At 63.6% G+C, this 6807-nt stretch carries 6 protein-coding genes and 2 pseudogenes; 5 read left to right on the top strand and 3 right to left on the bottom strand.

Annotated features, from left to right (window positions below; all coding sequences use genetic code 11):
* A pseudogene (locus LCM4577_RS18650) lies at positions 1-397 on the top strand (hypothetical protein); the annotation flags it as partial.
* A gap of 205 nt (positions 398-602) precedes the next feature.
* The gene (locus LCM4577_RS18645; RefSeq protein WP_071072761.1) at positions 603-1247 is read left to right on the top strand and encodes a glutathione S-transferase family protein; all 645 of its coding nucleotides are present in this window, start codon (positions 603-605) and stop codon (positions 1245-1247) included.
* Positions 1248-1324: 77 nt separating this feature from the next.
* Here the strand turns inward: LCM4577_RS18645 and LCM4577_RS18640 are convergent, their stop codons facing one another.
* Positions 1325-1768 (bottom strand): MarR family winged helix-turn-helix transcriptional regulator, encoded by a 444-nt coding sequence (locus LCM4577_RS18640; RefSeq protein WP_071034694.1) that lies wholly within the window; start codon positions 1766-1768, stop codon positions 1325-1327.
* A gap of 149 nt (positions 1769-1917) precedes the next feature.
* Between LCM4577_RS18640 and LCM4577_RS18635 the strand changes: the two genes are divergently transcribed.
* Positions 1918-2790: an alpha/beta fold hydrolase gene (locus LCM4577_RS18635; protein ID WP_071072760.1), complete on the top strand. Its 873-nt coding sequence runs from the start codon at positions 1918-1920 to the stop codon at positions 2788-2790.
* 82 nt (positions 2791-2872) lie between these two features.
* On the opposite strand, the gene LCM4577_RS18630 is transcribed toward LCM4577_RS18635, so the two are convergent.
* Positions 2873-4102: an MFS transporter gene (locus LCM4577_RS18630; RefSeq protein WP_071072758.1), complete on the bottom strand. Its 1230-nt coding sequence runs from the start codon at positions 4100-4102 to the stop codon at positions 2873-2875.
* 162 nt (positions 4103-4264) lie between these two features.
* Here LCM4577_RS18630 and LCM4577_RS18625 point away from each other — a divergent pair, with 162 nt between their 5' ends.
* Positions 4265-5134 carry a helix-turn-helix domain-containing protein gene (locus LCM4577_RS18625; RefSeq protein ID WP_040989658.1) on the top strand — a complete coding sequence of 290 codons (870 nt, stop codon included), beginning with the start codon at positions 4265-4267 and terminating at the stop codon, positions 5132-5134.
* A 125-nt stretch (positions 5135-5259) separates the two neighbouring features.
* Positions 5260-5827 (top strand): annotated as a pseudogene (locus tag LCM4577_RS18620) (dihydrofolate reductase family protein).
* Here the strand turns inward: LCM4577_RS18620 and LCM4577_RS18615 are convergent.
* Positions 5828-6763, bottom strand: coding sequence for a ribose-phosphate pyrophosphokinase (locus tag LCM4577_RS18615; RefSeq protein WP_040989656.1), 936 nt, complete (start codon positions 6761-6763; stop codon positions 5828-5830).
* Positions 6764-6807: the final 44 nt, after the last annotated feature.

The raw sequence follows: 6807 nt of genomic DNA, 5'->3' as shown, positions 1-6807 counted from the left end.
GCTGCCGAAAGAACTGGCGCTGGCCGGCATTGCCGATGTCGAGGCCGCCAACCGCTTCATCGCACAGACCTATCTGCCGGCTCACAACGCCCGCTTCGCCAGGCCGGCCGCGGTCCAGGACAGCGCCTTCGTCGCCGCCGATCCGGCCGTTCTGGCCGAGATCCTGTGTATCCAGGAAGAGCGTGTCGTTGCCCGCGACAACACCGTCGCCTTCGCGCGGCTCAGATTGCAACTGCCGCGAAGCCCGATCCGACACCACTTCGTCAAAGCCACGGTTAGGGTCAGGCAATACCCGGATGGCACGCTTGCGATCTTCCACGGGCCGAGACGCATTGCGACATACAACTCGCAAGGCGCCACAATCCAGGAAATCTGCCCCACTGGGCAAGCTGCGTGAACCGCTTCGACGCAAACTGAAGCGGACAAATGATGTGCTACCAAACCGGACAACTTGATTAGCTACCGACAGCGCTTGGGCTGGAAGGCTTGGCAGGGGCGGTTTCCAGCGACGAAAGCATAACCGGAAGTCCCATTTGCAACAATGTAGGATCGGGCGGTTCCCAGCCGTCCTGCGGCATGCAACCAGACCCCAGGGGACCAATATGAAACTCCTGTTCAGCCGCAATCCCAATCCTCGCCTCGCGGTCGCGACGGCACGCTATCTCAAGGCCAAGATCGCGTTCGCGTTCGCATCGCCGATGGCGCCCGGGCAGGCCGAGCGCTACCATGCGCTCAATCCCAACCTGACCTTGCCGATATTGGTCGGCGCGGGATGGAGCCTGTGGGAGGCGGACGCCATCGCCTGCCGGCTTTCGCGCGAGATGCGTTCGGATTTCTGGCGCAGCGGGGACGACGAGCCGGACATGATCCGCTGGATGAGCTGGGGCAAGGAGCGGTTCGCCTTCGCTTGCGACATGGTGCATTTCGAGCGCGGCACCAAGCAGCGCTATGGGCTGGGTCCCATCGACCAGGCGCTGGTCGAGGAGGGGCTGAGGCAGTTCCACAAGGCCGCGGCAGTGCTCGAGCCCGAGCTTTCCGCGCGGGAGTGGCTGGTCGGCGCTTCGATCTCCTATGCGGACTTCCGCATGGCGACGTTCCTGCCGTTCAATGATGTCGCCGGATTGCCGCTCGACGACTATCCGGCGATCCGCCGCTGGTACGGCCGGCTGGAGGCGATCGACGCCTGGCGCGACCCATTCCAGGGGTTGGAAGCGCCGCAACTGCCGCCGGTCAAGGTCGAGGCGTGACCCGCATATGCTGAACCTATCAAGGCGTCCGGGACGCAAACCCGCCCGGTCGAGCCCGCTCTCTTTTTTCGTATATCTCAGGCGGGGTCGACCTCCAGGCCGCCATTCAGCGCATCGCGCAATGCCTGGATTTGCCGGTTCAAGGCATCGAGCTCAGCCAATTTCATGCCTGAGCGCTCGATCAGCGTCTCGTTCAAGCAGTTGCACTGGACGAGCAGAGCCCGGCCGCTGGGGGTCAGGTCGACCTGGACCTGGCGCTCGTCGGCCTGGCTGCGCTGCCGGGTGACAAGGCCAGCCTGCTCCATTCTTTTCACCAGCGGCGTGATGGTGCTCGATTCCAACGCGAGCCGATGCGCGATGCTGCCCACCGACATGCCGTCCGCCTCTCCCAGCGCGTTGAGCACGAGATATTGCGGATAGGTGATGCCCATCCCGTCCAGCATGGGCTTGTAGGTGCGGTTGATCGCCATCGAGGTGGCATAGAGCGTGAAGCAGAGCTGATTGTCCAACGGGAGAGGCACGGCGCATTCCTTTTGCCGACTGAGAACTCATTGTATACCACGAAAAATGATATCGCGATACATATTCTTGTGGACAAGGCTTCCGATCTCCGTTACGCATATAGTTATCGCGATATTGTTTATCGTGATATCAACTGAAGGAGATTGAGATGAGCTTGCAGACCACGTCAGGGCAGACCAATTCAGGCTCGGGCAGCGGCACGGTCACCACCAAGGACGGAACGCAGATCTTCTACAAGGATTGGGGGACGGGCCAGCCGATCGTCTTCCACCATGGCTGGCCGCTGAGCAGCGACGACTGGGACGCCCAGATGCTGTTCTTCCTGTCAAAGGGTTACCGCGTCATCGCGCATGACCGACGCGGCCATGGCCGTTCCAGCCAGACCGACACAGGCAATGAGATGGACACCTATGCCGCCGACGTGGCGGCGCTCGCCGCGCATCTCGACCTCAAGGACGCCATCCATGTCGGCCATTCGACGGGCGGCGGCGAGGTGGCGCGCTATGTCGCGCAATATGGCGGCGCGGGCCGCGTCGCCAAGGCCGTGCTGATCGGCGCGGTGCCGCCAATCATGTTGAAGACGCCCGCCAATCCAGGCGGCTTGCCGATCGAGGTGTTCGACGGTTTCCGCGCGGCGCTGGCGGCCAACCGCGCCCAGTTCTTCCATGACGTGCCGGCGGGACCGTTCTACGGCTTCAACCGTCCCGGCGCCCAGGTTTCCGAAGGCGTAATCGACAATTGGTGGCGCCAGGGCATGATGGGCGGCGCCAAGGCGCATTACGACTGCATCAAGGCCTTCTCGGAAACCGACTTCACCGAAGACCTGAAGACAATCGACGTGCCGGTGCTGGTCATGCATGGCGACGACGACCAGATCGTGCCGATCGCGGACTCCGCGCTCATCTCGATCAAGCTGCTCAAGAAGGGCGAGCTCAAGGTCTACAAGGGTTTTCCGCACGGCATGGCAACGACCCACGCGGACGTCATCAACGCCGACCTCCTGGCCTTCTTCAAGGCCTGAGGCCGGTCGCCAAACACGAAGGCACCCGCCAGGCGGCGGCGGGTGCCTTGATCCTTGGAAGCCGTTCGAGGTGGCTGGGCAATCAGGCCTTCCGCGCTTCCTTCATGTTGGGCAGGAAGACCGTCAGCAGGCCGAGGAAGGGCAAATACGAGCAGATCTGGTAGACGAAGTCGATGCCCTTCATGTCGGCGACGACGCCGAGCACCGCGGCGGCGATGCCGCCCATGCCGAAGGCGAAGCCGAAGAAGATGCCGGCGATCATGCCGACGCGGCCCGGAACCAGCTCCTGCGCGAAGACGACGATATTGGAGAAGGCCGACGACAGGATCAGGCCGATCAGCACGGTGAGCACCATCGTCCATTCCAGATTGGCGTAGGGCAGCGCCAGCGTGAAGGGCAGCACGCCGACGATCGAGAACCAGATCATCGCCTTCTGTCCATAGCGGTCGCCGAACGGTCCGCCGAGCAGGATGCCCAGCGCCGAGGCGCCGAGGAACAGGAACAGCATCACCTGGCTCATCTGCACCGAAACGCCGAACTTATGGATGGCGTAGAAGGTGTAGTAGCTGGAGAGCGAGGCGATATAGGCGTTCTTGGTCAGCACAAGCAGAGTCAGCACGGCCAGCGCCCACATGACCTTCTTGCGCGCGAAGGGCGAGACATGGGCAGCCTGCTTGCGGCTGGCCATCGAGGCGCGCAGCCGGCTGTACCAGCCGCCGACCCGCCACAAGACGACGATGCCGATCAGCGAGYCGACGGCGAACCAGGAAATGCTGGCCTGGCCGAACGGCACGACGATGAAGGCGGCGAGCAGCGGGCCCATGGCCTGGCCGAAATTGCCGCCCACCTGGAACAGCGACTGCGCCAGGCCGAAGCGGCCGCCGGAAGCAAAACGGGCGATGCGCGAGGATTCCGGATGGAAGATCGCCGAGCCGATACCGATCAGCGAGGCGCCGATCAGGAGCAGCCAGTAATGGCCGGCATGGGCAAGCACCACCAGGCCGACCAGCGAGGAGGCCATGCCCCAGGGCAAGGAGTAGGGCATCGGCTTCTTGTCGGTGATCATGCCGATCACCGGCTGCAGCAGCGAAGCCGTCACCTGGAAGGTGAAGGTCAGAAGGCCGATCTGCCAGAAATCGAGACCGTAATTGTCCTTGAGCAGCGGATAGATCGCCGAAAGCAGCGACTGCATGATGTCGTTGACGCAGTGGCAGAAGCTCACCGCAAGAATGACGGTGAAGGCCGTCGTTTGCGCCGAGATGTTGCTTGCCGGCGCCGGTGCGGCGACGGAGGTGGCGGTCGTATCGGTCAAGGCAATGCTCCGTAGTCTTGTTGGAGCATGATCTTTTCCGAAAACCGTTTCCACTTTTCGGGATCATGCTCTAGGCGGCGAACCGCAGCCGGCCTTATAGGCCCGTTGCCAAGCGACTTCTTTCGTGGTTTGGTCCAATAGTTTCGCAAGTGGGCCACATCGATGCCGCATGGCAAGGAGATATTCAAGGGCGACGCCGCCGAGCTCGGCCGGCTGCATGAAAGCCGCTGGCAATGGCTGGAACAGGCCGTCGGGCCGGCGGTGGCGCTGCCGACAGAATATCCGGACGGCTACCACGTGCCGCGGCACCGCCACAGCCGCAGCCAGTTGCTGCACGCGCTGGTCGGCGTGGTCCTGGTGACGACCAGGCACGGGCGCTGGATGGTGCCGCCCGACCATGCGATGTGGATACCGGCCGGCACCGAGCATTCCGTCGAGATGCTGGGCGACGTCTCCATGCGGTCGGTCTATGTGATGCCGGACGCCATTCCCGGCTTACCGGAGGGCCTGCGCGTCGTCGGCATCACCGAGCTGATGCACAGCCTGATCGTCGAATCGGAGAAGCTGCCGCAGGGGAGTGAGCTCGAAGGGCGCGCCGCCCTCGTCATGGGTCTTCTGCTGCATGAGATCCCGAACCTGCCGGAACGGCCGCTCGGCCTGCCTTTCCCGTCCGATCCGAAGCTTGCAGCGCTCTGCCGGCGCTTCGTCGCGGCCCCGTCGCCGCGTGCGACGATCGACGAATGGGCGGATGCCGCAGGCATGAGCCGGCGGTCCTTCACCCGCGCCTTCCACCGCCAGACCGGACTGTCGCTGTCGACCTGGCGCCAGCAGGCCTGCCTGTTCGCGGCGCTGCCCAGGCTCGCCGACGGCGAGCCGATCACCAGGGTGGCGCTCGACCTCGGCTATGACAGCGTGCCGGCCTTCACGACCATGTTCAAGCGCATGCTCGGCACCTCGCCGCGCGGCTATATGCGCGGCGCGCGCGATGTCGGTGAAAACCCGCGCCGCACAGGTGGTCCGATCGCCGCGTGAGACAGCGCCGCCAGCATTGAGTTGATGTGTCGGTTCTCAATCTGGGTTCCGTTTGCCAAATACTGATTGCAAACTGCAATCGGTTATGTTCCTCTTTGTGAGGAGGCAAAATCGGAGGAACGCTGGTGGCCACGATTGTCTATGCCATGCTGACATCGCTGGACGGCTACATCGCCGGACCGAGTGGAAGTATTGACCTGCCGGTCCCGGAAGAGGAATTGCACCGGCATTTCAACGACGAGATGCGACGGACGTCGATCGCGCTTTGCGGGCGCAGGATGTATGAAACCATGCGTTTCTGGGACAGCCCGGAGCGGGAGATCGCCGCCGAGGTAGGTCGAGCGGGATTTTGCGCATGCCTGGCGGGAGACGCCGAAGGTCGTGTTTTCGACCACGCTTCGGGAGGTTGGGCCGAATGCCCGTCTGGTGAGGGGTGATGTCGAGGCGGTTGCAAGGTCGCTCAAGGCGGACACGGACGGCGAGATTTCCGTCTCCGGCGCCGAGTTGGCTGCCCATCTTGTCCGCGCGGGCCTGATCGACGAATACCGGCTTTACATGCATCCGGTCGTGCTGGGCGGCGGCAAGCCGTACTTCCGGTCCGGCCTGTCGCTGGCGCTGAAGCCGCTCGGTACGGAGCGCCTTGCGCAAGGCGTCACGCTGCTGCGCTACGCGCCCGGGGTAGCCAGTTTCTGATCAATCGAACAGGCTCGACACCGACTCCTCGGTCGCGGTGCGCGAGATCGCCTCGCCCATCAGGTCGGCGATCGAAATGACACGGATGTTCGGCGCGTCGAGCACGCCCTGCGTCGGCTGGATCGAATCGGTGATCACCAGCTCCTGCAGCTTCGAGCCGGCGATACGGGCGACGGCGCCGCCAGAGAGCACGCCATGGGTGATGTAGGCGGTGACGGAGGTCGCGCCGTTGGCGAGCAGCGCGTCGGCCGCGTTGCAAAGCGTACCGCCGGAATCGACGATGTCGTCGATCAAGAGGCAGTCCTTGCCGGCGACCGCACCGATGATATTCATGACTTCCGATTCGCCGGGACGCTCGCGGCGCTTGTCGACGATGGCGAGCTGCGCATCGAAGCGCTTGGCGAGCGCGCGCGCCCGCACCACGCCGCCGATGTCGGGCGACACGACGACGACATTGCCGAGCTGCTTGTATTTGGCCTTCACGTCGCGCGCCATCACCGGCACCGAGAACAGATTATCGGTCGGGATGTCGAAGAAGCCCTGGATCTGGCCGGCATGCAGGTCGAGCGTCAGCACGCGGTTGGCGCCGGCGCGGGTGATCATGTTGGCGACGAGCTTGGCCGAGATCGGCGTGCGGCCGGAGGCGCGGCGATCCTGCCTCGCGTAGCCGAAATAGGGGATGACCGCCGTGATGCGTCGCGCCGAGGAGCGCATGAAGGCGTCCATCATGATGAGCAGTTCCATCAGATGGTCGTTGGTCGGATAAGAGGTCGACTGCAGGATGAACACATCCTCGCCGCGCACGTTTTCCTGGATTTCGACGAAGATTTCCTGGTCGGCGAAGCGCCTGACGCTGGCCTTCCCTAACGGGATGTTGAGATAGCGAGCGACCGCTTCGGCCAGCACCCGATTGGAATTGCCCGCGAAAAGCTTCATGCACCGTTCCTGGTGAAGGATGGAGAGGCCGGAGAGACTCTCAT

It is taken from the genome of Mesorhizobium sp. LCM 4577, assembly GCF_001854795.2.
In the GTDB taxonomy this organism is placed as follows: domain Bacteria; phylum Pseudomonadota; class Alphaproteobacteria; order Rhizobiales; family Rhizobiaceae; genus Mesorhizobium; species Mesorhizobium plurifarium.
This window is presented reverse-complemented; position numbering and strand designations above follow the sequence as displayed.